General features: G+C 55.8%; 1 protein-coding gene and 1 pseudogene. Both read left to right on the plus strand.

Going from position 1 to position 541, the window contains the following annotated elements; translation table 11 throughout:
* Positions 1-32 precede the first annotated feature (32 nt).
* Positions 33-158 (plus strand): annotated as a pseudogene (locus AC1DRJ_RS32055) (calcium-binding protein); the annotation flags it as partial.
* Positions 159-257: 99 nt separating this feature from the next.
* On the plus strand, positions 258-541 hold a 284-nt coding region (locus AC1DRJ_RS32060; RefSeq protein WP_477805623.1), incomplete at its 3' end, for a calcium-binding protein.

Below are 541 nucleotides of genomic sequence, written 5' to 3' on the forward strand. Positions count from 1 at the left end.
ACAGCTACACCTTGGGYGCAAACATCGAGGGCTTGATCTATGGCGGTACGGGCAACTTCACCGGGTTCGGCAATCAGCTGGATAACGTGATTGTAGGTGGGGCCGGGAATGACGTCCTCCTTGGTGGCGCGGGTGMTGACASGCTAATCGGMGGCGCCGGGARTGACGTCTACGAGGTGACMGATGCCGGCGATGTSGTGATCGAGGGTGTCGGAGGGGGGRSTGACAGCGTCTGGACTTAYCTGRACAGCTACACCTTGGGCGMAAACATCGAGGGCTTGATCTATGGCGGTACCGGCAACTTCACGGCAATCGGCAATACGTTAAACAACGTATTCGTGGGTGGCATTGGCAATGACACCTTCGTGTTCGGCGCAGGGTTCGGAAACGATCAGATTATCGGTTTCGATACCAATCCCATCGGCGGTCAGGATTTGCTCAATATTTCCGCACTCAACATCACGGCGGCGAATTTTGCCGGTAGCGTCAATATCACCGATGTCGGTGCGGATACCATGATCAGCATCGGAGGAGTTGACTC

Source organism: Pseudomonas sp. P5_B2, from assembly GCF_056400445.1.